The organism is Pseudomonas sp. MS15a(2019), assembly GCF_013277805.1.
Classification (GTDB): Bacteria; Pseudomonadota; Gammaproteobacteria; order Pseudomonadales; family Pseudomonadaceae; genus Chryseomonas; species Chryseomonas benzopyrenica.
Genome location: NZ_VBTN01000014.1, coordinates 201004 through 221407, shown reverse-complemented (window position 1 = coordinate 221407; position 20404 = coordinate 201004). Strand labels below are relative to the sequence as shown.

At 66.1% G+C, this 20404-nt stretch carries 21 protein-coding genes and 1 tRNA gene; 11 read left to right on the top strand and 11 right to left on the bottom strand.

The features are described from left to right. Positions 1 to 100 precede the first annotated feature (100 nt). The 5 genes from FEZ61_RS20980 to FEZ61_RS20960 all read right to left on the bottom strand — a co-directional run bounded on the left by FEZ61_RS20980 (position 101) and on the right by FEZ61_RS20960 (position 4382). Complete coding sequence (locus FEZ61_RS20980; protein WP_017641089.1) at positions 101 to 1042, bottom strand: ribose-phosphate pyrophosphokinase; 942 nt, start codon at positions 1040 to 1042, stop codon at positions 101 to 103. Between the two features lie 41 nt (positions 1043 to 1083). Beyond that, positions 1084 to 1158: transfer RNA gene (locus FEZ61_RS20975), tRNA-Gln, on the bottom strand. A gap of 25 nt (positions 1159 to 1183) precedes the next feature. Next, positions 1184 to 2044 carry a 4-(cytidine 5'-diphospho)-2-C-methyl-D-erythritol kinase gene (gene ispE / locus FEZ61_RS20970; protein ID WP_173150314.1) on the bottom strand — a complete coding sequence of 287 codons (861 nt, stop codon included), beginning with the start codon at positions 2042 to 2044 and terminating at the stop codon, positions 1184 to 1186. After that, positions 2041 to 2658, bottom strand: a complete 618-nt coding sequence (gene lolB / locus FEZ61_RS20965; protein ID WP_166655919.1) for a lipoprotein insertase outer membrane protein LolB — start codon at positions 2656 to 2658, stop codon at positions 2041 to 2043. The genes ispE and lolB overlap by 4 nt, the downstream gene beginning before the upstream one ends. Beyond that, positions 2658 to 4382: a tetratricopeptide repeat protein gene (locus tag FEZ61_RS20960; protein ID WP_173150312.1), complete on the bottom strand. Its 1725-nt coding sequence runs from the start codon at positions 4380 to 4382 to the stop codon at positions 2658 to 2660. Before FEZ61_RS20960 ends, lolB begins: the two co-directional genes overlap by 1 nt. A 245-nt stretch (positions 4383 to 4627) precedes the next feature. Between FEZ61_RS20960 and hemA the strand changes: the two genes are divergently transcribed. The 6 genes from hemA to FEZ61_RS20930 all read left to right on the top strand — a co-directional run bounded on the left by hemA (position 4628) and on the right by FEZ61_RS20930 (position 10022). Next, the gene (gene hemA, locus FEZ61_RS20955; RefSeq protein ID WP_017641085.1) at positions 4628 to 5896 is read left to right on the top strand and encodes a glutamyl-tRNA reductase; all 1269 of its coding nucleotides are present in this window, start codon (positions 4628 to 4630) and stop codon (positions 5894 to 5896) included. Further along, positions 5893 to 6975 carry a peptide chain release factor 1 gene (prfA, locus tag FEZ61_RS20950; RefSeq protein ID WP_017641084.1) on the top strand — a complete coding sequence of 361 codons (1083 nt, stop codon included), beginning with the start codon at positions 5893 to 5895 and terminating at the stop codon, positions 6973 to 6975. The genes hemA and prfA overlap by 4 nt, the downstream gene beginning before the upstream one ends. A 3-nt stretch (positions 6976 to 6978) precedes the next feature. Beyond that, a complete protein-coding gene (prmC, locus tag FEZ61_RS20945) occupies positions 6979 to 7809 on the top strand; it encodes a peptide chain release factor N(5)-glutamine methyltransferase (RefSeq protein WP_064309303.1) in 831 nt (276 codons plus the stop codon). Further along, complete coding sequence (locus FEZ61_RS20940) at positions 7803 to 8558, top strand: molybdopterin-synthase adenylyltransferase MoeB (protein ID WP_173150310.1); 756 nt, start codon at positions 7803 to 7805, stop codon at positions 8556 to 8558. The genes prmC and FEZ61_RS20940 overlap by 7 nt, the downstream gene beginning before the upstream one ends. Continuing rightward, positions 8551 to 9342 carry a glutamate racemase gene (gene murI / locus FEZ61_RS20935; RefSeq protein WP_173150307.1) on the top strand — a complete coding sequence of 264 codons (792 nt, stop codon included), beginning with the start codon at positions 8551 to 8553 and terminating at the stop codon, positions 9340 to 9342. Before FEZ61_RS20940 ends, murI begins: the two co-directional genes overlap by 8 nt. A 152-nt stretch (positions 9343 to 9494) precedes the next feature. Then, entirely contained in the window at positions 9495 to 10022 is a 528-nt protein-coding gene (locus FEZ61_RS20930) for an acyloxyacyl hydrolase (RefSeq protein WP_017641080.1), read from the top strand. Between the two features lie 28 nt (positions 10023 to 10050). On the opposite strand, the gene FEZ61_RS20925 is transcribed toward FEZ61_RS20930, so the two are convergent. The 4 genes from FEZ61_RS20925 to FEZ61_RS20910 form a co-directional block, all read right to left on the bottom strand. Next, a complete protein-coding gene (locus FEZ61_RS20925; protein ID WP_173150305.1) occupies positions 10051 to 11472 on the bottom strand; it encodes a deoxyribodipyrimidine photo-lyase in 1422 nt (473 codons plus the stop codon). Beyond that, positions 11469 to 12392, bottom strand: a complete 924-nt coding sequence (locus FEZ61_RS20920) for a MerR family transcriptional regulator (protein WP_160924123.1) — start codon at positions 12390 to 12392, stop codon at positions 11469 to 11471. Before FEZ61_RS20920 ends, FEZ61_RS20925 begins: the two co-directional genes overlap by 4 nt. A gap of 10 nt (positions 12393 to 12402) precedes the next feature. After that, positions 12403 to 13374: a DUF523 and DUF1722 domain-containing protein gene (locus tag FEZ61_RS20915; RefSeq protein WP_093254280.1), complete on the bottom strand. Its 972-nt coding sequence runs from the start codon at positions 13372 to 13374 to the stop codon at positions 12403 to 12405. 125 nt (positions 13375 to 13499) lie between these two features. After that, the gene (locus FEZ61_RS20910; RefSeq protein ID WP_173150303.1) at positions 13500 to 14597 is read right to left on the bottom strand and encodes an NAD(P)/FAD-dependent oxidoreductase; all 1098 of its coding nucleotides are present in this window, start codon (positions 14595 to 14597) and stop codon (positions 13500 to 13502) included. A gap of 65 nt (positions 14598 to 14662) precedes the next feature. On the opposite strand from FEZ61_RS20910, the gene FEZ61_RS20905 reads away from it, so the two are divergent. Together FEZ61_RS20905 and FEZ61_RS20900 are read left to right on the top strand one after the other, a co-directional pair. Then, positions 14663 to 15571 carry a TIGR01777 family oxidoreductase gene (locus FEZ61_RS20905; RefSeq protein WP_173150301.1) on the top strand — a complete coding sequence of 303 codons (909 nt, stop codon included), beginning with the start codon at positions 14663 to 14665 and terminating at the stop codon, positions 15569 to 15571. After that, positions 15568 to 16623, top strand: a complete 1056-nt coding sequence (locus FEZ61_RS20900) for a ferrochelatase (RefSeq protein WP_017641074.1) — start codon at positions 15568 to 15570, stop codon at positions 16621 to 16623. Before FEZ61_RS20905 ends, FEZ61_RS20900 begins: the two co-directional genes overlap by 4 nt. Before the next feature lie 19 nt (positions 16624 to 16642). Here the strand turns inward: FEZ61_RS20900 and FEZ61_RS20895 are convergent, their stop codons facing one another. Continuing rightward, on the bottom strand, positions 16643 to 17914 hold the full coding sequence (locus FEZ61_RS20895; protein ID WP_026083846.1) for a uracil-xanthine permease family protein: 1272 nt from the start codon (positions 17912 to 17914) through the stop codon (positions 16643 to 16645). Next, a complete protein-coding gene (upp, locus tag FEZ61_RS20890; RefSeq protein WP_017641072.1) occupies positions 17911 to 18549 on the bottom strand; it encodes a uracil phosphoribosyltransferase in 639 nt (212 codons plus the stop codon). Before upp ends, FEZ61_RS20895 begins: the two co-directional genes overlap by 4 nt. A gap of 257 nt (positions 18550 to 18806) precedes the next feature. Between upp and FEZ61_RS20885 the strand changes: the two genes are divergently transcribed. The 3 genes from FEZ61_RS20885 to FEZ61_RS20875 all read left to right on the top strand — a co-directional run bounded on the left by FEZ61_RS20885 (position 18807) and on the right by FEZ61_RS20875 (position 20232). Then, positions 18807 to 19361: a hypoxanthine-guanine phosphoribosyltransferase gene (locus tag FEZ61_RS20885; RefSeq protein ID WP_017641071.1), complete on the top strand. Its 555-nt coding sequence runs from the start codon at positions 18807 to 18809 to the stop codon at positions 19359 to 19361. Beyond that, positions 19358 to 19828: a WbuC family cupin fold metalloprotein gene (locus FEZ61_RS20880; protein ID WP_173150299.1), complete on the top strand. Its 471-nt coding sequence runs from the start codon at positions 19358 to 19360 to the stop codon at positions 19826 to 19828. The genes FEZ61_RS20885 and FEZ61_RS20880 overlap by 4 nt, the downstream gene beginning before the upstream one ends. Positions 19829 to 19944: 116 nt before the next feature. Beyond that, complete coding sequence (locus tag FEZ61_RS20875; RefSeq protein ID WP_017641069.1) at positions 19945 to 20232, top strand: PA4642 family protein; 288 nt, start codon at positions 19945 to 19947, stop codon at positions 20230 to 20232. Positions 20233 to 20404: the final 172 nt, after the last annotated feature.

Here is a 20404-nt window from a genome sequence, read left to right as displayed (position 1 = left end):
TCGGCAGACCGGGACTTGCGACCAGTTCCACGGCCCTACCGACTAAAAAGCCCCGGTAGACCGTCACGGCCTTCCGGGGCGCTTCCAGAGCGGCTGTTCCTTAACGGAACATCGCGCTGATGGATTCTTCGTTACTGATCCGGCGTACCGCCTCGGCCACCACCGGCGCGATGTCCAGTTGGCGGATACGGCTGCAGGCCTGAGCCGCGGCGGACAGCGGAATGGTGTTGGTCACCACCAGCTCGTCCAGCACGGAGTTGTCGATGTTCTCGATGGCGCGACCCGACAGCACCGGGTGGGTGCAGTAGGCCAGGACCTTGGCGGCGCCGTGTTCCTTCAGCGCCTTGGCCGCATGGCACAGGGTGCCGGCGGTATCGACCATGTCGTCGACCAGCACGCAGGTGCGGTCCTGGATGTCACCGATGATGTGCATCACTTCCGACTGGTTGGCCTTGGGCCGGCGCTTGTCGATGATCGCCAGGTCCACACCCAGGCTCTTGGCCACGGCACGCGCACGCACCACGCCGCCGATGTCCGGGGAGACGATCATCAGATTTTCGAAACGCTGGTCTTCGATGTCATCCACCAGGGCGGGGGAGCCGTAGATGTTGTCCACGGGAATATCGAAGAAGCCTTGGATCTGGTCGGCGTGCAGGTCGACGGTGAGCACGCGATTGATGCCCACCACGGTCAGCATGTCGGCCACGACCTTGGCGCTGATGGCGACCCGCGCAGAACGCGGACGGCGATCCTGGCGCGCATAGCCGAAATAGGGGATGACTGCGGTGATACGAGTCGCCGAGGAGCGGCGGAAGGCATCGGCCATCACCACCAGTTCCATCAGGTTGTCGTTGGTCGGCTCGCAGGTAGGCTGGATGATGAAGACATCCTTGCCCCGTACGTTCTCGTTGATTTCGACGCTGATCTCGCCATCGGAGAATTTTCCGACGGAGACGTCACCGAGAGGGATGTGCAGCTGGCGCACGATGCGCCGTGCCAGATCGGGGTTGGCGTTCCCCGTGAAGACCATCATCTTGGACACGCTGCAGTTCCTGCGGCTTGAGGTGGGTCTTGGAAGGAAAATGGCAGGGGCGGCTGGATTCGAACCAACGCATGGCAGGATCAAAACCTGCTGCCTTACCGCTTGGCGACGCCCCTGTATCTTGCAGAGTACTAGCTGTACTCATTCTCTGGTCAGGCTTGCCAGCGCCCGGTGCAACATGGAAGTGTTGCTGCCTTTGGCTACGAAGCCTGGAAGTGATGCTGGTAGCTGGCTAGCTACTGTATCAGCTTCGGTCTTATTTGGAAAGCTTCCAAATATGCAACCTCCAGTGCCGGTTAATCTAGCTGAAACAAATTTGTTTAGCAAGATCAAAGCGTTACGAATTTCTGGGTAACGCCTTTCGACCGTACTCTGGCAGTCGTTTCGACCTGACCACTTGAGAACGGCGCAAACTTTAATGGCGGGAGTGTCCCGTGTCAACAGCGGATCTGAAAAAATTTCTGCTGTACTTACAGAGACTTGCGGCACCGCCACGAGATACCAGGGTTCCGGCGGCGCGACGGGGGTGAGCTTTTCCCCCACGCCCTCGGCAAAGGCGGCCTGGCCGCGGACGAATACCGGCACGTCAGCGCCCAGGCGCAGCCCTAGTGCCGCCAGGTCGTCGAGGCTGGCGCCCAGGCCCCAGAGATGATTCAGACCGAGCAGGGTGGTGGCGGCATCCGAGCTGCCGCCACCGATGCCGCCACCCATGGGCAGCCGCTTGGTCAGCCAGAAGTCGGCGCCTTGGTGGGTACCGCTTTCCTGCTGCAGCAGCCGGGCGGCGCGCAGGATGAGATTCTGCTCGGGGGCGACGCCCGGCAGGCCATCGTGCAGGTGTAGTTCGCCATCATCGCGCCCGGCGAAGCCCAGGTCGTCGCCCCAGTCGAGAAACTGAAACAGCGTCTGCAGTTCGTGATAGCCGTCCGGACGGCGACCAAGAATGTGCAGGAACAGATTGAGCTTGGCCGGCGCCGGCAGGGTGAAGGCGGGCGCCGGGGTCATTTGCCCAGCTCGCGCGGCTGCCAGGTCTTCACCACCAGGATGACTTCCAGGTCCTTGCCGGTGAGCTTGAGGCGCTCGGGCAGGGTGTAGCCGTTCTGCTCGGTGTAGCGGGTGTATTCGACGGTCCAGCCGTCCTGCACCAGGCGCGCCAGGTGGCTGTCGGCGTCCAGGGTCAGCTGGCTGCGACTGTCCGGCGCCGGCAGGCCACGCACCCACCAGAGCAGGTGCGAGACCGGCAGGCGCCAGCCGAGTTGCTGTTCCAGCAAGGCTTCCGGGGAATCGGCCTGATAGCTGCCCTGGCCGGAGACGTCGAGGGTGACGGCGCCCGGACGCCCGGTGAGTCGAGTAGCGCCACGGCCCAGGGGGCCGGCCAGGCGGATATCGTAGTAGTCCTGGCGCTGCAGCCAGAACAGGGTGCCGCTGCCGGAATCGCGCGGGGCGCGGATGCCGACCTTGCCGTCGATCTGCCAGCCGTCGAGGGCGGCGATACGTTTCTTGTGAGCCTGCCATTGGGCGGCGTTGCCCTGGCCTTCCACGGCCTCCTGGCGAGAGGTGCTGGCGCAACCGGCCAGCAGGGCGAGCAGCAACAGGGTGACGAAGGTACGGACGCGGATCATCGGAGGGTTTCGCTTCCAGTCAGGCGTTTGAGGGTACTGCGCAGGATGGCGTCATCGGCGTCGGCGTTGAGGCCCACGCGCCAGACCTTGCGCGCTTCGCTGCGCTTGCCCTGGGCCCAGAGCACCTCGCCCAGGTGGGCCGCCACTTCGGCATCGGGGAAGCGCTCGTAGGCCTGGCGCAGATAGCGCTCGGCGTCGGCCAGCTGGCCCTGGCGATAGCGGATCCAGCCCATGCTGTCGAGGATGGCCGGATCGTCCGGGCTCAACTGGTGGGCCTTGTCGATCAGCTGGCGCGCCTCGTCCAGCCGCGGCGTGCGATCGGCCAGGGTGTAGCCGAGGGCATTGAGCGCCATGGCGTTGTCGGGGTCGTGGGCGATGATGTAGCGCAGATCGCTTTCCAGCTGCCCGAGGTCGCCGCGCTTTTCCGCCAGCATGGAGCGGACATAGAGCAGGTTGAGGTCGTTGGGATACTGCTGCAGGGCCTGCTGCACGGTCTGGTCGGCGAGGGCGGTCTGGTCGGCACTGGCCAGGCCTTCGACTTCCAGCAGATAGAGCGGCACGGCGTATTCGCTCTGGCGCTTGCGCGCCTCGGCCAGGCGTTGACGGGCCTCGGCGATGCGGCCGCTGCCGAGCAGGATTTCCGCCTGACGCTGTTGGGCGGCCAGGTAATCGGTGCCCGGGCCGACCTGGGCGTATTCGGCCAGCGCCTGTTCGGGCTGGTCGAGTTCTTCGTAGCTGCGGCCCAGGTTGAGGTGCGCGGCGTCCACGTGGCTGCCGCGGTCGATCAGTTCTTTCAGATAGATCTGGGCTTCGCGCCAGGCCTGGGCTTCCAGGCAGACCAGCGCCAGGGAGAATCTCAGGTCATCGTCGTCCGGGAACTGAGTGACCAGTTCGGCGAATTCACGCTTGGCCTGGTCCAGGCGATCCAGCTCCACTAGCAGCCGGGCATGGGCCAGGCGCAGGCGGCGGTCTTCCGGATGCTGACGGATGCCGGCTTCGAGCAGCGGCAGGGCCTCGGCGCTGCGGTCCTGGCTCTGCAGCAGGCGCGCGCGCAGGAGCAGGGGCGCGACTTCGCGCTTGGCCGCCGGATTGCGCTCCAGCAATTTCAGCGCCTCGTCGGCGCGGCCGTCCTGTTGCAGCAGCAGGGCCTTGCCGAACAGCAACTGACCGTTGTGCGGATACTTGGCCAGCAGCCGATCGAAGCTCTTGAGCAGCCCGACGCGGGTGGTCTCGTCGGTTTCCGCCGCGGACAGGGCGAGGAAGTCGAAATGGGTGTCGCCCTGGCCCTGGAGCACCCGCTCCATATAGGCCATGGACTCGTCATAGCGACCGGCGCGGGCCAGCATGATGGCGGCGGCGCGCTGGGCATCCAGGTTGTCGGGGGCGTTGCGCGCCCAGATCTGTGCGGTTTCCAGCGCCGGGGTATCGGCGCCCAGGTATTCGGCGATGCGGAAGGCGCGCTCGGCGATGCCCGGATCCTGGGTCGACTTGGCCTGTTCGACATAGTTGGTCAGGGCGATGTCGAATCGGTTGCGCTGGCCGGCCAACTCGCCGACCAGCAGGTCATAGAGGGTGTCTTCGCGAAAGGAACCGGCCGGTTGCGGCGTGCTGGTCTTGGCGGTGGGCGGCGGGATGGCGGCAGCGGGCGTCGGCTGGCGGCCGAGGTTTTGGCAGCCGGCGAGCAGCAGGGCGGTCGTCAGCAGCGCAAGGTATCTGGTCATAGGGTCGGGGCGGCCTTTTTACAGTCGGTCCATCATGCCACAAGAGTCGCCGTGGCCGCGTTGCGCATGCGCAGCGGCCGGCCGAGAAGTGCGGTGGTCGAGGCTGTTGACGCCTTTTGCCCGGCAAGATTCATTCGCTCAGGCTATGACGGCGATTGTCCGACGTCTCGTCGCTGCTGGTTGTCGCCACCGCCCGCGCGTAGGACAATGTTCGGCTTTCCCAATCCGTTCGACTGCTTGCGTCCATGGCCTTTCTCGCGCTCGGCATCAATCACAAGACCGCCTCGGTTGAGGTGCGCGAACGCGTGGCTTTCACTCCGGAGCAGACGGTCGAGGCCCTGCGCCAGTTGGAGCAGGCCACCCACAGTCGCGAAGCGGCGATTCTCTCCACCTGCAATCGTAGCGAACTCTACCTGGAGCTGGAGCCCAGTCTGGCTGAGGCCGTGCTGGCCTGGCTCGCCCAGTACCACCGGGTGCCCCTGGAAGACCTGCGCGCCAGCATCTACCTGCACCAGGACGAGGCCGCGGTCCGCCACATGATGCGGGTGGCCGCGGGGCTGGATTCCATGGTGCTGGGCGAGCCGCAGATCCTCGGCCAGCTCAAGTCGGCCTATGCCGTGGCGCGTGAGGCCGGCACCGTCGGTCCGCTGCTGGGCCGGCTGTTCCAGGCCACCTTCAATACCGCCAAGGCGGTGCGCACCGACACGGCGATCGGCGAGAATCCGGTATCCGTGGCCTTCGCCGCGGTCAGCCTGGCCAAGCAGATCTTCAGCGACCTCAGCCGCAGCCAGGCGCTGCTGATCGGCGCCGGCGAGACCATCACCCTGGTCGCCCGCCATCTGCACGAGCAGGGCGTGCGGCGCATCGTTGTCGCCAACCGCACCCTGGAGCGCGCCAGTCACCTGGCGGAAGAATTCGGCGCCCATACCGTGCTGCTGGCCGACATTCCCGACGAGCTGGTCAACAGCGACATCGTCATCAGTTCCACCGCCAGCCAGTTGCCCATCCTCGGCAAGGGCGCGGTGGAGCGGGCGCTCAAGCAGCGCCGGCACAAGCCCATCTTCATGGTCGATATCGCCGTGCCGCGCGACATCGAACCGGAGGTGAGCGAGCTGGAAGACGTCTACCTCTATACGGTGGACGACCTGCACGAGGTGGTGGCGGAAAACCTCAAGAGTCGCCAGGGCGCCGCCCAGGCCGCCGAAAAGCTGGTGCTGGCCGGGGTCGAGGACTTCATGCAGCGGCTGCGCGAGCGCGCCGCGGTGGACGTGGTCCGCGCCTATCGCCAGCAGGGCGAGCAGATCCGCGACGACGAACTGGCCCGCGCCCAGCGCCAGCTGGCCAACGGCGCCGATCCCCAGGAAGCCCTGGCGGCCCTGGCGCGCAGCCTCACCAACAAGCTGATGCACGCACCGAGCGTACAGCTCAAGAAACTATCCGCCGAGGGGCGCATCGATGCGCTGACCCTGGCTCAGGAACTCTTCGCCCTCGACGAGGGTTTGGACAAGACATGAAGACCTCTCTGTTGCACAAGCTCGACGGTCTGCAGGACCGCTTCGAGGAGCTGACCGCGCTGTTAGGCGACGCCGAAGTCATCAGCGACCAGACCCAGTTCCGCGCCTATTCCAAGGAATACGCCGAACTCGAGCCGGTCAGCCAGGCGTTCACCGAATACCGCAAGGTGCAGGCCGACCTGGAGGGCGCCCAGGCGCTGCTCAAGGACAGCGATCCGGATCTGCGCGAGATGGCCGAGGAAGAGGTCGCCAGCGCCAAGGCGCGGTTGCAGGAGCTGGAAGACGAGCTGCAGCGCATGATGCTGCCGCGCGATCCCAACGACGGCCGCAACGTCTTCCTGGAAATCCGCGCCGGTACCGGTGGCGACGAGGCGGCGATCTTCGCCGGTGACCTGTTCCGCATGTACTCGCGCTACGCCGAGCGCCAGGGCTGGCGCCTAGAGGTGCTCTCGGAGAACGAAGGCGAGCACGGCGGCTTCAAGGAAGTCATCGCCCGGGTCGAGGGCGACAACGTCTACGCCAAGCTCAAGTTCGAATCCGGTGCGCACCGGGTGCAGCGGGTCCCGGAGACCGAGTCCCAGGGCCGCATCCATACCTCGGCCTGCACCGTGGCGGTGCTGCCCGAGCCTGACGAGCAGCAGGCCATCGAGATCAATCCGGCCGATCTGCGCGTCGACACCTATCGCTCCTCGGGCGCGGGCGGTCAGCACGTCAACAAAACCGACTCCGCGGTGCGCATCACCCACCTGCCCACCGGCATCGTGGTGGAGTGCCAGGAAGAGCGCTCCCAGCACAAGAACCGCGCCAAGGCCATGGCCTGGCTGTCGGCCAAGCTCAACGACCAGCAGGATGCGGCGGCGCACAAGGAAATGTCCGACACCCGCCGGCTGCTGGTGGGTTCGGGTGATCGCTCCGAGCGCATCCGCACCTACAACTTTCCCCAGGGCCGGGTGACCGATCACCGCATCAACCTGACCCTCTATTCCCTGGGCGAGGTGGTCAATGGCGACGTCCAGCAGATCATCGACCCGCTGCTGCAGGAATACCAGGCTGACCAGCTGGCAGCGCTGGGAGACTGAAGCATGGCCACCATCGGCGCCCTGTTGCACGAAAGCCAGTTGCCGGATTCGCCCAGCGCTCGTCTCGACGTGGAACTGCTGCTGGCCGCCGCTCTGGACAAGCCGCGCAGCTACCTGCGTACCTGGCCGGAAAAACTGGTGCCACGCGAGGCCCTGGCACGTTTCCAGGCCGATCTCGAGCGGCGCCGGCAGGGCGAGCCGGTGGCCTACATTCTTGGGCAGCAAGGCTTCTGGTCGCTGGACCTGGAAGTGAGCGCCGACACCCTGATCCCGCGGCCCGACACCGAGGTGCTGGTGGAAACCGCCCTGGCGCTGCCCCTGGCCGACGAGGTGCGGGTACTGGATCTGGGCACGGGTACCGGCGCCATCGCCCTGGCCCTGGCCCATGAACGGCCACGCTGGCAGGTCAGCGGCGTGGATCGCATCCCGGCGGCGGTGGCGCTGGCCCAGCGCAATGCCCAGCGCCTGCGCCTGGGCAACGTCACCTTTCAGCCCAGTCACTGGTTCGCCGCACTCGCCGGGCAGCGCTTCGAGCTGATCGTCAGCAATCCTCCCTATATCGCCGGCAGCGATCGCCATCTCGACGAAGGCGATGTGCGTTTCGAGCCCCGTAGCGCCCTGGTGGCCGGGGCCGATGGCCTGGACGACATCCGCGAGCTGATCGGGGCGGCGCCCGCGCACCTGCAGCCGGGGGGCTGGCTGTGGCTGGAACACGGCTTCGACCAGGCCGCCGTGGTGCGCGAATTGCTGGTCCGCCAGGGTTTCGCCGAGGTCGAGAGTCGCCAGGACCTGGGCGGTCACGCGCGTATCAGTGGAGGCCGCTGGCCATGCTGAGCGACGGCGAACTGCTGCGCTACAGCCGGCAGATCCTGCTGGCCCAGGTGGATATCGCCGGCCAGCTGCGGCTGAAGGACGCCAAGGTGCTCATCGTCGGCCTCGGTGGGCTGGGTTCGCCGGTGGCGCTCTATCTGGCCGCGGCCGGCGTCGGCGAATTGCACCTGGCCGATTTCGACCGGGTCGACCTGAGCAATCTGCAGCGCCAGGTGCTGCACGACGAGAGTCGCATCGGCCAGGGCAAGGTGGATTCCGCCCTGCAACGCCTGGCGGCGCTCAATCCCGAGGTACGCCTGGTGCCGTGGCGCGAGGCGCTGGACGCCGGCAGTCTGGCGGCGCGCGTCGCCGCGGTGGATCTGGTGCTGGATTGCTCGGACAACTTCACCACCCGGGCAGCGGTGAATGCCGCCTGCGTGGCCCAGGGGCGGCCGCTGGTGAGTGGCGCTGCCATTCGCCTGGAGGGCCAGCTCAGCGTCTTCGATCCGCGCCGCGCCGACAGTCCGTGCTACCACTGCCTCTATGGCGAGGGCAGCGAGGCCGAACTCAGTTGCAGCGAAGCCGGGGTGCTGGGTCCGGTGGTGGGTCTGGTGGGCAGTCTGCAGGCGCTGGAAGCGCTCAAGCTCCTGGCCGGTTTCGGCGAGCCGCTGGTGGGTCGGCTGCTGCTGGTGGATGCGGCAGGCAGCCGCTTCCGTGAATTGCGGGTCAAGCGCGATCCGGGTTGCCCGGTGTGCGGCGCCCGCCATGGCTGACGAGGCGCCGATCGGGGTCTTCGACTCGGGCGTCGGCGGCTTGTCGGTGCTGGCCGAGATACGGCAGCTGTTGCCGGCGGAAACCCTGCATTACGTCGCCGACTGCGGCCATATCCCCTATGGCGAAAAGACCCCTGCCTTCATCCGCGAGCGCTGCCAGCTGATCGCGGCGCGGCTGCACGCCCAGGGCGCAAAGGCGCTGGTGGTGGCCTGCAACACCGCCACCGTGGCGGCGGTCGCTGATCTGCGCGAACGCTATCCCCAGTGGCCCATCGTCGGCATGGAGCCGGCGGTTAAGCCGGCGGCCGCGGCTACCCGCAATGGCCGGGTCGGGGTGCTGGCCACCACCGGTACCCTGCAGAGCGCCAAGTTCGCCGCCCTGCTGGACCGCTTCGCCCTGGGCGTCCAGGTGCTGACCCAGCCCTGTCCGGGACTGGTGGAACAGGTCGAGCGCGGCGATCTGCACGGCCCCGAGACCCGGCGTCTGCTGCAGGGCTTTCTCGAACCGCTGTTGGCGGCGGAGTGCGACACCCTGATCCTGGGCTGCACCCATTATCCCTTCTTGCGGCCCCTGCTGGCCGAGCTGGTGCCGCAGGAAGTCATCCTGGTGGATACCGGCGCCGCCGTGGCGCGGCGCTTGCAAAGTCTGCTGGCGCTGGCTGGACGCCTGGCCAGCGGGCCGGCCGGCCCGACGCGCATCTGGACCTCTGGCCCACCCACCGAGCTAGGCGCGGTGCTGCCGCAGCTCTGGCCGGCAGGGGCCGAGGTAAAGGCGTTCGTCTGACTTTTCTGCCCGGGTTTCGCTCGCCAAACGGTCGTCCAGCGACTAGCATCCGACCCTGTAGGTAAAAATGTCCAAGGCTGTGAACACCTTCACGTCTTGATGGTCAATGCTGGCAGTTCGTAAAAACTAGAAACATCCATAAGGGCACTCTCATGAACAACAAATTGCTTTCCCTTGCAGTGGCCGCCGCGCTTTCGCTGGGTGGCATGGCGTCGGCACAGGCTGTGGAAATCACCGGGGCAGTCGGAGCCACCAGCCAGAGCGGCATGACCTATCGCATCGGTGCCGGTTGGAATTGGGACAAGAGCTGGTGGCAGAGCTCTACCGGCCGCCTGACCGGTTACTGGGATGCGGGCTACACCTATTGGGAAGGCGACAACGGGCGCTCTTCCGATCAGCATTCGTTGTCCTTCGCCCCGGTATTCGTCTACGAATTCGGCCAGGGTCATGTGAAGCCCTTCGTCGAAGCCGGTATCGGCGTCGCGGTCTTCTCCAGCACCAAGGTCGGCGAGCAGGACCTGGGTTCGGCGTTCAACTTCGAAGACCGTATCGGCCTGGGCCTGAAGATCGGCGACACCCAGCGCGTCGGCATCCGTGCGACCCACTATTCCAACGCCGGCATCAAGCAGCCCAACGATGGCATCGAGTCCTATGCGCTGTTCTACAGCCACACTCTCTGATCCAGGGCTGATATGAAAAAAGCCGGATCTAGTCCGGCTTTTTCGTGTCCGTCTTGCGCGCCATGCCGCGGTAGGTGGCCAGCGCCCGCTGGCGACTTTCGCCAAGGTCCACCAGGGGGGTGAGGTAACGGCCCCCCGGGGTGTGCACGGCCTTGCCCTTGAGCTCGGCCAGTTCCGGTACCCAGGTGCGCACATAGTCGCCGCGGGCATCGATCTTGAGCGCCTGGGTGTGGGGATTGAACACCCGAAAATAGGGCACCGAGTCGGTACCGGTGGAGGCGCTCCACTGCCAGCCACCGTTGTTGGAAGCCAGGTCGCCATCGATGAGATGCTGCATGAACCAGCGCTCGCCTTCGCGCCAGTCGATCAGCAGGTTCTTGCAGAGGAACATGGCGGTCAGCATGCGCATGCGGTTGTGCATCCAGCCGGTCTGCAAGAGCTGGCGCATGGCGGCATCGATGAGGGGGATGCCGGTGCGCCCCTGTTGCCAGGCCGCCAGGCCCTCGGGGTCGTCGCGCCAGGGCAGGGCGGTCAGCTCCCGGTTGAACGGCTGGTGCCGCGATACCCAGGGATAGCCCACCAGCACGTGGCGATAGAATTCGCGCCAGAGCAACTCGGTGATCCAGGTGGCCGCGCCCTGCATGCCGCCGCTGAGCAGGCCATCGTTGGCCCGAACCGCTGCCTGCAGGCACTGCCGCGGCGTCAGCACTCCCGCATTGAGATAGGCCGACAATTGGCTGGTACCGGGTTCTGAGGGGATGTCCCGCGCCTGGTGATAATCGCCCAGATCCTCCTGGATGAAGGCTTCCAGGCGCTGCAGCGCCGCCTCTTCGCCGGCCGGCCACAGCCGTTGCACCTCGAGCGAGGGGGTAGCGAAGCCCCCGACCGAGCTGGGCGACTCGTCGGCCTGGAGCGGGCCCTTCCGCTGCTTGCCGGGGGCAGGCAGGGGCGCTGGCAGACCGGTTTCCAGGCGCGCCAGGCAGGTCTTCTTGAATTGGCCGAAGACCTTGAAATAACCCCCGTTCTTGGTCAGTAACGTGCCCGGCGCGAACAGTGTCTGGTCCAGATAGCGATGGGCGGCCAGCCCTGCCGCATCGAAGGCCTCTGCCACGGCGTCATCGCGGGCGGCTTCGTTGACGCCGTATTCGTCGTTGAAGTGCAGGTGTTCGATGCCCAGTTCCCTGGCCAGGTCGAGCAACACCTGGGGTGCCTGCGCCCAGCGCTCGGCGTTGCGGATCAGCAAGGGAATGCCGAGGGACCTGAGCGTCTTGCCCAGGGCGGCGAGATTGCGCAGCCAGAAGTCGACCTTGACCGCGGCCTCGTCGTGCGCCTGCCATTGGGCTGGACTCAGCAGGAACACGGCTACCACCGGCCCCTGCTCGGCGGCGGCGTGGAGAGCGGGGTGATCGAGGGTGCGCAGGTCGGTACGAAACCAGACGAGCTGGCTCATGCATGCCGATCCTGACGCAGCAGCCCAGCACTCTGCAGGCGATCGAAAGCCTCGCCCGGACTGCGCGCCGGGGCGGCGTCGGCGGTGAGGGATTCGCCCAGGGCACCTAGGGTCAGGCAGGGGCGGGCATGGCGATTGGCAAAGGTCTGCAGCTGGCGACGCAATTCGCTGTCGGGACGGCTGTCACGGCAGAGGATCAGCGCCCGCGGGTCGAGCTGCTCGACCAGGCGATCGAGATTAGCCGCGGGAATCGACCATTCCACCACTTCGACGGGACAGTCCGTGGCGCTGATCAGCCAGGCGCAGAGCCACAGCGAGACATTCATCGGCGTCTCGTCGAGATTGAGCAGTACCAGCGGCGCACCGCGCAGGCTGTGCTGACTGTGGTAGATCCGCGCACCCAGCTTGCTGCGCAGCCAGGACTGGAAAAACACCTGTTGCAGGCGACCGTCGTCGGTGGCCTGGCTGAGTCGCTCCAGTTCCCGCAGCAACGGCCACAGCAACTGATCCAGCAGCACCCGCGGCGGATAGAGGGAGGCGGCGCGGTTGTAGGCCTCGTCCAGGACGCGCGAGGCGAGCCGGCCAATGGCGTCCATCATCTCCTGGTGGATGCCCTGCCAGGGCGTATCGCTGGGCACCGCTGCCGGTCGTTGGTCGTCGAGCAGGCCCTTGACCTGGCTGACCGCCACACCGCGGGCGATCCAGGCGAGGATCTGCTGCACCCGAACCACATGGGCCTCGCTGTACAGCCGGTGTCCCTTGGGGGTGCGCTTGGGGACCAGCAGGCCGTAACGCCGCTCCCAGGCCCTCAGGGTCACGGCGTTGACGCCGGTACGCCGGGCGATTTCCCGGATGGGCAGCCAGCCTTCGTGCAAGGCGGACTGATAATCCTGCTCCTCGCCATTCGACGGTGAGGGCAAGGGAATGACGCTAGATGGCATTTCGCAGACTCAGACGTTCAGGGTGCGGTTGGAGATAGGCCTGCTCGTTCACATAACGATCCGGATGCTGGCGGAAGTGGTGCTTGAGCAGCGTCAGGGGTACGACCAGGGGGACGATGCCCTCGTGGTACTGCTCGATCAGCTGCTGCATTTCCTGCTTCTCGCTGTCGCTCAGGACCCGGCGCAGATAACCGAAGAGATGATAGAGCACATTGCAGTGAGTACCACGGGTAGCGCACTTTTTCAGTGCAGCCATCAGGCCGCTGAAATACTCCTGACCCAGCTCGTCCAGATTGCGCTGACCGATGCTGCCGACCAGTTGCCCAAGGGCCCGTGCACGATGGGCATCGTGGGCCATGAGCTGGTACTTGTAGCGCGAATGATAGGACAGGAGCGCCCGCGCCGTCAGACCCTGTTGCAGCAGTTGCTGCCAATGGGCATGGGCGAAAACCCGGGTGACGAAGTTTTCCCGTAGTACCGCATCGTTCAGCCGACCGGCCTCTTCGACCGGCAGGTCCGGGCGTAGACGCATGATGGCGGCGGCGAACAGACCGCGGCCGTCGGTTTCACTGCCTTGGCCATTGGCGTGATAGACCTTGACCCTTTCCATGCCGCAAGAGGGCGACTTCTGCATGAAGATGAAGCCGGACAGGTCGGCGAGCTCGCCCGCCATCTTTTCCCCGTAGGCGGTCAGGGCGGCGGTCACGTCCAGGCTGGGATTCAAGGTGCCGACGGCACGCGGCGCCTGGGAATCGCCCACCAGGCGGATGGGCTCGCGCGGCGTACCGAGGCCGATGGCCATCTCCGGGCAGACCCGGACGAAATCGAAATGCTCGGCGAAGGTCTGGCTGCAGAGCCGGGATTCCTTATGTCCACCGTTGTAGCGGACTTCGTCACCCAGCAGGCAGGCACTGATGCCGAGGCGTGGACGGGGCAGGCTGGAAGAGGCGTTGGCAAGCATGGAGATCCCCTGTCGTGTATTTTCTTGTACAAGGATTTTTACTTTGTACAAGTTTGGTGCAACTTTCGACAGGGGGCTTCGGCAAAAGATTCGTCTCAGGTTACAGACGGTATGCGCTTCGTCGCTTAGTCCAGACTACCCAGGAGCTGCTGCGCGGCCTCATGACCACTCAACCAGGCACCTTCCACGCGTCCGCTGGAGCACCAGTCGCCACAGACGAAGACGCCCATGTCGGGATCGGCCAGGGTGCCCCATTGGTGGGGTTGCGCGGGTCGCGCATAGAGCCAGCGATGGGCCAGGGTAAAGCTCGGCGCCGGCAGCGGGCAGCCGATCAACTCGGCGAAGGCGCCATGCAGCCGTTCGATCACCTCTTCCTTGGAGGCGTCGAGATGCGCCTTGCTCCAGGCGCTGGTGGCGTGCAGTACCCAGGTGTCCAGGGTGGTGTCGCGTTCGGGCTTGCAGCGATTGCGCGCCAGCCAGTCTAGTTCGCTGTCCTGCACGAAGCAGCCTTCCACCGGGGTTTGCAGGGGCGTGGCGAAGGCCAGGGCCACCGACCAGGTCGGCTCCATGCTGACGCCGGCCACGGTGGCCGCCAGCTTGGGCACGCTGGAGAGCAGCGCCGTGGCCTGAGGCGCCGGCATGGCGATGACGACTTGGGCGAAAGGCCCGTGGGTCTCGCCGCTGGCGTCCAGCAGGTGCCAGTGCTGGGCCCCGCGAAAGACCTCGGTGATACGGCAGTCGAAGGTGACCGGCAGGTCGCCCAGCAGATGGCGGGTGATGGCGCTCATGCGCGGTACCCCGACCCAGCGTGGCTGCTCGTCCTGGGACGGACTCAGGCGCCCGTCGCGATACTGGTAGAGCACCGGATTCCATTCGGCCGCGCAACCGGCCCGCCGCCATTCGTTGAGGGCGTCGATGAAGCGGCGATCGCGAGCGGTGAAATACTGGGCGCCCAGGTCCAGGGCCCCGGCTTCGCTTCTCTTGCTGGCCATGCGGCCGCCGCTGCCGCGGCTCTTGTCGAAGATCTGGACCTGCTGCCCGGCGCGAATCAGCGTCTGGGCTGCGGCAAGTCCGGCTATTCCTGCGCCAACGATGGCGATGGGGGCAGTCATGATGGACCTCGCTTGTCTGACGATTCGCCCTTGTCGAACGTTTGCGCGTGCAAGGGCTCTACGGCTACGACTGGCAACCGTTCTGGATCTTTCGACCCACGACCATACCAAACAATCCTCTTCCCTTCGTTCAGATGCATCCGGGCGGCAGGGCAATACGAGAAGGAAGTGACGACATGCATATCCTGCTGACAGGTGGCACCGGATTGATCGGCCGCGCGCTGTGCCGCCAATGGGCGGCCGCCGGGCACCAACTCACCGTGCTCAGCCGCGACCCGGCACGGGTGGCGCGTGAGTGCGGACCCGGCGTGCGCGGCATCGCTCAATTGGAGGCGCTGGGCGACGAGTACCTAGATGCGGTGGTCAATCTGGCCGGCGCGCCCATCGCCGACAAGCCCTGGACCCGCAGTCGCAAGGCCGAGCTCTGGCAAAGCCGCATCGGCACTACCGAGCGGCTGATCGAATGGCTGCGTGGGCGCAGCCAGAAGCCCGCGGTGCTGCTGTCGGGCTCGGCCACCGGCTTCTATGGCGACAGCGGCGAGAAGCCGGTGAGCGAAGCGGACAGCCTGGCTGGCGCCGACTTCGCCGGCGAGCTGTGCCTGGCCTGGGAGCAGATCGCCAACGAGGCCGAGCAACTGGGTATCCGCGTGGTCAACCTGCGCACCGGTCTGGTGCTGGCCGCCGACGACGGCTTCCTGTTGCGGCTGTTGCCGCCGTTTCGCTTCGGCCTGGGCGCGCGCCTGGGCAACGGACGCCAATGGATGCCCTGGATTCATTTACAGGATCAAATCGGGGCCATCGATTTTCTTCTCAACCGCAGCGACGCCCAGGGTCCTTATAATCTCTGTGCCCCCGAGCCAGTGCGCAACCGGGACTTCACCGAGGCGCTGGGACGGGCCTTGCGGCGCCCGGCGCGATTGCTGATTCCCGCCTTCGCCCTGCGCCTGATGGGAGAGCTGTCCATCCTCTTGCTGGGTGGTCAGCGCGCCCGGCCCGAGCGCCTGCTCGCCGCCGGCTATGTCTTTCGCTATCCCGAGCTGGATGCGGCCCTGGCCGACCTGCTCGCCGCCAAGGATTCACGATGACTACCAACGCTCTGCTGCTCGCCAACCTGGGTTCGCCCGATTCGCCCCACGTCCCCGACGTGAAGCGCTATCTGAACCAGTTCCTGATGGATCCCTATGTGGTCGATCTGCCCTGGCCACTGCGTCGGCTGCTGGTGTCCCTGGTGCTGATCAAGCGGCCCGCCGCCTCGGCCGAGGCCTATGAGTCGATCTGGTGGGACGATGGCTCGCCGCTGATCGTGCTCAGCCGCCGCCTGCAGGAGGCCGTGCGGCCCCTCTGGCGGCATGGTCCGGTGGAGTTGTGCATGAGATACGGCGAGCCCTCGGTGGAGTCGGTGCTCAAGCGCCTGGCCAGCCAGGGCATCCGCGAGGTGACCTATGCGCCGCTCTATCCGCAATTCGCCGACAGCACCACCACCACCGCCATCGTCGAGGCGCGGCGGGTGATCGAGGCCCATCAGCTGCCGCTGACGCTGAAGATCCTGCCGCCGTTCTACGATCGCCCGGAGTACCAGGCGGCGCTGGCGGCCAGCGTCGAGCCCTATCTCGAGGAGCCCTACGACCACCTGCTGCTGTCCTTCCACGGCCTGCCCGAGCGGCACATCCGCAAGCTGGTCAAGGATCGCAGCCACGACCTGCGTGCGCCCGACAGCAGCAAGGTCACCGCCAAGGCCCTGGCCGTCTGCTACCGCAGCCAATGCCAGCGCACCGCCGAACTGGTGACCAAGCGCCTGGGCATTCCCGCTGGCAAGTGGTCGGTGTCCTTCCAGTCGCGGCTGGGCAAGGACAAGTGGATCGAGCCCTACACCGAGGCACGGCTGGACGAGCTGGCCAAGGCCGGCGTGAAGCGTCTGCTGGTGATGTGCCCGGCGTTCGTCGCCGACTGCATCGAGACGCTGGAGGAGATCGGCGATCGCGGCCGCGAGCAGTTCATCGAAGCCGGTGGCCGGGAGCTGGTGCTGATTCCCTGCGTCAACGACGACCCGGCCTGGGCCCGGGCGCTGGTGGAACTGTGCGAAGAGGTGGCGGAACTGCCGCCGCAGCCCATCGAACAACCCAGGATGCCGGCGTAACCGCATCCTGGGCTGGCCGTCAGAGCAGCGGACGCTCTGGCGGTTCGGCATCCTTCTTCCAGGCGTTGTGCCCGGGCAGGACCAGGTTGAGGCCGATGGCGATCAGGCCGCAGAGGGAGATGCCCTTGAGGCCGATCTCGCCGTTGCCGAAGACGATGCCGCCAATGCCGAACACCAGGGTCACCGAGACGATCACCAGGTTGCGCGCCTCGGACAGGTCCACCTGATGGCGGATCAGGATGTTCAGGCCCACCACCGCGATGGAGCCGAACAGCAGGCAGAGGATGCCGCCCATGACCGGCACCGGGATGGTCTGCAGCGCCGCGCCGAACTTGCCGACGAACGCCAGCACCATGGCGAAGCCCGCCGCCCACAGCATGACCCGCGGATTGTGGTTCTTGGTCAGCATCACCGCGCCGGTCACCTCGGCGTAGGTGGTGTTGGGCGGCCCGCCGAACAGCCCGGCGGAGGAGGTGGCCAGGCCATCGCCCAGCAGGGTGCGGTGCAGACCGGGCTGCTTCAGGTAGTTCTTGCCGGTCACTCCGCCCACCGCGATCACCCCGCCGACATGCTCGATGGCTGGCGCCAGGGCCACCGGCACCATGAACAGGATGGCGCCCCAGTGGAATTCCGGCGCGACGAAGGCCGGGATCGCCAGCCAGGGCGCGGCGGCTATCCCCTCGGTATGGACGATGCCGAAGACGAAGGCCAGTGCGTAGCCGACGAAGACGCCCGCCAGAATGGGCACCAGGCGGAACATGCCCTTGCCGTAGATGGCCACCAGCAGGGTGGTGACCAGCGCCGGCATGGAGATCAGCATCGCCGTGGCATAGGGCACCAGCTGGGCGCTGCCGTCACCGGCCTTGCCCATGGCCATGTTGGCCGCCACCGGCGACAGACCCAGGCCGATGGAGATGATCACCGGGGCGATCACCACCGGCGGCAGCAGGCGGTCGATGAAGCCCACGCCGCGCACCTTCACCGCCAGGCCGAGGAAGGTGTAGACGAAGCCGGCCGCCACTACCCCGCCCAGTACCGCCGGCAAGCCGAATTCCGCCTTGGCGGCGATGATCGGGGCGATGAAGGCGAAGCTCGATGCCAGGAACACCGGTACCTGGCGGCCGGTGACCAGATGGAACAGCAGGGTGCCGAAGCCTGCGGTGAAGAGGGCCACATTGGGGTCCATGCCGGTGATCAGCGGCATCAGCACCAGGGCGCCAAAGGCCACGAAGAGCATCTGGGCGCCCACCACGATCTCCCGCCAGAGCGGTTCCCGCGCGGTCACGCTCAGGCGTCCTTCTGCTTGGTGCCGAAGATCTTGTCACCGGCATCGCCCAGCCCCGGCAGGATGTAGCCGTGCTCGTTGAGGCGCTCGTCGATGGAGGCGGTGTAGAGGCGCACGTCCGGATGGGCTTCCTCGACCGCGGCGATGCCTTCGGGCGCCGCCACCAGCACCAGGGCGCGAATTTCCTTGGCCCCGGCCTTCTTCAGCAGGTCGATGGTGGCGATCATGGAGCCGCCGGTGGCCAGCATGGGATCGATGATCATGGCCATCCGCTGGTCCAGTTCACCCACCAGCTTTTCCAGGTAGGTGTGGGCCTGCAGGGTGGATTCGTTGCGGGCGAGGCCGACCACGCTGACCCGGGCGCTGGGGATCAGGCTGAGCACGCCGTCGAGCATGCCGATGCCGGCGCGCAGGATGGGCACCACGGTGACCTTCTTGCCGGAGATCTTTTCCACCTTGACGGTGCCGCACCAGCCCTCGATGTCCACCTCTTCCACCGGCAGGTCCTTGGTCGCCTCGTAGGTGAGCAGGGCGCCGACTTCCTGGGCCAGTTCGCGAAAGTTCTTGGTGCTGATGTCGGCGCGCCGCATCAGGCCGAGCTTGTGACGGATGAGCGGATGGCGGATTTCGTGAACGGGCATGGGATTCTCCAGAGACGGTAGGGCAGCGGATCGAGGACGGTTTCGGTACGACCGGCGGCCCGAAGGCCTGCCGCAGGAAGGGCAGGCGCACAAAAAAACCGCGGTACATTAAAGCATCCGACTCGAGGTGGGCAGTACCCTGCGACAATAGTAGCCGCCTGGCGGCGCTTGAGATCGGTCCGCGGTGTCTGTACCTTTGCCGCCTTTTATCCGCGCCAACCATCAGGCCGGCGCCCCGTCCCCCCCGGAGAAGCCCCATGTCCGCCGATCTCGCCCACATCCGCCAGGTCATGCAGGAAGCCGATTGCCTGTATGACGAAGCCCAGGTCGAAGCGGCCATCGACCGGCTCGCCGCATCCATCACCGCCGATCTCGCCGAGCGCAATCCGGTGGTCTTCTGCGTGATGAACGGCGGCTTGATCCTGACCGGCAAGCTGGCCACCCGGCTGAATTTCCCGCTGGAGATGTCCTATCTGCACGCTACCCGCTATCGCAACGAGACCACCGGCGGCGAGCTGTTCTGGAAGGCCAAGCCCGAGGTGTCCTTCATCGATCGCGACGTGCTGATCGTCGACGACATCTTCGACGAGGGCCACACCCTCAAGGCCATCATCGACTTCTGCCGCCACGCCGGCGCTCGCGAGGTCCATACCGCCGTGTTGATCGACAAGACCCACGACCGCAAGGTCAAGGGCCTGGAGGCCACCTACGTCGGCCTGCCCTGCATCGATCGCTACATCTTCGGCTACGGCATGGACTACAAGGGCTACTGGCGCAACGCACCCGGCATCTATGCCGTAAAGGGGCTGTGACCGCGCGGCTGTTCGATCAGGCGCTGTTCGCCGACCTGCTCCGGCAGGCGGCGGCCAGCCCGCGACGGCGCGCCCATCACAACCTGCACAGCATGGATGAGCCCTGCCATCGCCTGGTGGTGGGGATGTGCGAAGACAGCTACATACCGCCCCACCGCCATCTGGATCCGCGTAAGGCCGAGAGTCTGCTGGTGCTGCAGGGCCGGCTGGGGCTGCTGACCTTCAGCGACGAGGGGCAGGTGCTGGTGCGCCGCGAATTGTCCCAGCGCGCCGGTTGCCCGGGCGTCGATCTCGCCCCCGGGCACTACCATGCGCTGGTGGCCCTGGACGGCGACTGCCTGTTCTTCGAATGCAAGGCCGGGCCCTTCGTGCCGCTGGGCGAGGGTGAACGACCGGCCTGGGCCCCGCTGGAGGGTGCACCCGACGCCAAGCGCTATCGCAGCTGGATGCGCGCTCAATTCGATTGAACTTTCGACCAGGGTCGCGGTATCACCACGGTTTGTCACTGGCGGGCAGGCGAGGGGCAGGGTTAGAATCGGTCCTCCTTTTCTCCAAAGAATCCCCCAGCACAGGTAGCCAAAGGATGCGCAAGGATAAAAAGCAGGTCATCGGTGAAGCGATCAGCGACGAGCAGATCAGGCTGTTCCTCGATGTCGAACCGGCGGACGATACCCCCGCGTCTCTGCACAAGCTGGTCAAGGCCTATCGCGGCCTGCGTCCGGACGATTTCGAGCGCTTCGTCGGCTTCTTCGTCGAGGCCGGCTACGACCTGGATGCCCGCAACGACCAGGGCGAGGACTTCATCGAACTGATCCGCAGCCATCGTCAGGCCGAGCCCTATATCGACGCCCTGCGCGCCGCCCACGCCTGATTCGGTTGATAAGTGCCTGCGCTCGGTCATGCTGCGTTAAAAACCGGCTCGGAATGCTCATTTACCCTGTGTAAACTCCGCTTCCTCGCCGATTTTTGCCTTGCCTGACCTTCGCTCGGCCACTTCTCAAGCAAGCCTAAAAAAGAAACCCCGCCATGGCGGGGTTTCTTTT

What these genes read in the sequence shown, in the direction of transcription:
- FEZ61_RS20885 (WP_017641071.1), top strand. Translation starts at nt 18,807, where the DNA reads ATGTCCGCCGATCTCGCCCACATCCGCCAGGTCATGCAGGAAGCCGAT.
- FEZ61_RS20925 (WP_173150305.1), bottom strand. Translation starts at nt 11,472, where the DNA reads ATGAGCCAGCTCGTCTGGTTTCGTACCGACCTGCGCACCCTCGATCAC.
- murI (WP_173150307.1), top strand. Translation starts at nt 8,551, where the DNA reads ATGGCTGACGAGGCGCCGATCGGGGTCTTCGACTCGGGCGTCGGCGGC.
- upp (WP_017641072.1), bottom strand. Translation starts at nt 18,549, where the DNA reads ATGCCCGTTCACGAAATCCGCCATCCGCTCATCCGTCACAAGCTCGGC.
- FEZ61_RS20915 (WP_093254280.1), bottom strand. Translation starts at nt 13,374, where the DNA reads ATGCTTGCCAACGCCTCTTCCAGCCTGCCCCGTCCACGCCTCGGCATC.
- prfA (WP_017641084.1), top strand. Translation starts at nt 5,893, where the DNA reads ATGAAGACCTCTCTGTTGCACAAGCTCGACGGTCTGCAGGACCGCTTC.
- hemA (WP_017641085.1), top strand. Translation starts at nt 4,628, where the DNA reads ATGGCCTTTCTCGCGCTCGGCATCAATCACAAGACCGCCTCGGTTGAG.
- FEZ61_RS20905 (WP_173150301.1), top strand. Translation starts at nt 14,663, where the DNA reads ATGCATATCCTGCTGACAGGTGGCACCGGATTGATCGGCCGCGCGCTG.
- prmC (WP_064309303.1), top strand. Translation starts at nt 6,979, where the DNA reads ATGGCCACCATCGGCGCCCTGTTGCACGAAAGCCAGTTGCCGGATTCG.
- FEZ61_RS20940 (WP_173150310.1), top strand. Translation starts at nt 7,803, where the DNA reads ATGCTGAGCGACGGCGAACTGCTGCGCTACAGCCGGCAGATCCTGCTG.
- FEZ61_RS20900 (WP_017641074.1), top strand. Translation starts at nt 15,568, where the DNA reads ATGACTACCAACGCTCTGCTGCTCGCCAACCTGGGTTCGCCCGATTCG.
- FEZ61_RS20930 (WP_017641080.1), top strand. Translation starts at nt 9,495, where the DNA reads ATGAACAACAAATTGCTTTCCCTTGCAGTGGCCGCCGCGCTTTCGCTG.
- FEZ61_RS20960 (WP_173150312.1), bottom strand. Translation starts at nt 4,382, where the DNA reads ATGACCAGATACCTTGCGCTGCTGACGACCGCCCTGCTGCTCGCCGGC.
- ispE (WP_173150314.1), bottom strand. Translation starts at nt 2,044, where the DNA reads ATGACCCCGGCGCCCGCCTTCACCCTGCCGGCGCCGGCCAAGCTCAAT.
- FEZ61_RS20875 (WP_017641069.1), top strand. Translation starts at nt 19,945, where the DNA reads ATGCGCAAGGATAAAAAGCAGGTCATCGGTGAAGCGATCAGCGACGAG.